Genomic DNA, 1,200 nt, shown 5'->3' with positions numbered 1-1,200 from the left:
CGGCCGCCGCGCAGCTGGCCGAGCAGGTGCAGCTGTACCCCAACCCGGCGGTGGGCAGCTTCCGGCTGGTATTGCCGGCCACGGGGGCGGCGGTAGTTACGGCCCGCCTCAGCAATACGCTGGGCCAGGTGGTACAGCAGCGCCAGCTGGCGGCCCCGGCCAACCAGCCGCTCACCACTGACTTCGACGTGCGCGGCCTGGCCCCGGGCGTGTACCAACTCCAGCTGACGGTAGGCGGTACAGCTGTGGTTCGACGCCTAGTAGTGCAGTAGTTTCGAAAGGGCGGGGCTTGTTCCCGCCCTTTCCTTCAGTGCCCGAACGGCAAAAGCAAAATCATCTCATTACTCTTCATTGACTTCTTCAACCAACATGAAAAACAACTTACTGCTGCTGCTCATCCTGCTGCTGGGCTTCGGACCGGCCGCGCGGGCCCAGATTGATACCACCAGCGGGCGCTACTATCGGCCCATCTTCGCCAGTGTGACCACGACGGCCGACGTGCCCTACGGCGCAGCCACCAACTACGACGGCTCGGCGGCCACGCTGCTGATGGACATTTACCAGCCCACCGGCGACGTGCTGCCGCGCCGGCCGGTCATCATTTTTGCCCACCAGGGCGGCTTTCTTACCGGTACGCGCAAGGATGCCTACATGGTAAACATCTGCACGCGCATGGCCCGACTGGGCTACGTCACGGCCAGCATCGAGTACCGACTGGGCTTTCCCATCACCGGTTTCCCGCCGCCCGCGGCCGACACTGTGGGCGTGGCGCAGGCCGCCATTCGCGGCATGCAGGATTTGCGGGCGGCCGTGCGCTTCTTCCGTAAAGACGCGGCCACGACCAACACGTACAGAATCAACCCCGGCTACATTGCCGTGGGCGGCTCATCGGCCGGCGCTTTTATGGCCCTGGAAATCGGCTACCTCGACAAAGCCAGCGAAGTGCCCGCCTACGTGGGCCTGACCAGCCTGGGCGGCATCGAGGGCAGCAGTGGCAACCCCGGCTACAGCAGCGCCGTGCTGGCCGTGCTCAACCTGAGTGGCGCTACTGAAAACCCCAGTATCATCGAGGCCGGTAATGCGCCGCTGCTGAGCGTGCACGGCACGGCCGATGCCACCGTGCCCTACTTCCAGGGCCGGGTGGGCTCGCTGCTGCCGCCCAAGTACGTGTTCGGCAGCGGCCGGCTGAACCCGCGCGCC

2 protein-coding genes are annotated in these 1,200 nt (G+C 65.6%); both read left to right on the top strand.

The genetic code is table 11. The features are described 5' to 3' along the window. Positions 1 to 272 (top strand): T9SS type A sorting domain-containing protein (locus ACYVDE_RS23455; protein WP_460503944.1); only part of this gene is annotated, 272 nt, incomplete at its 5' end. A 97-nt stretch (positions 273 to 369) separates the two neighbouring features. Beyond that, a partial coding sequence (locus tag ACYVDE_RS23450) for an alpha/beta hydrolase fold domain-containing protein (protein WP_460503943.1) occupies positions 370 to 1,200 on the top strand: 831 nt, incomplete at its 3' end.

The sequence above is a fragment of the Hymenobacter agri genome (genome assembly GCF_054778495.1).
Note: the sequence above shows the minus strand (reverse complement) of the source record. Positions and strands in the feature narration are given on the sequence as shown.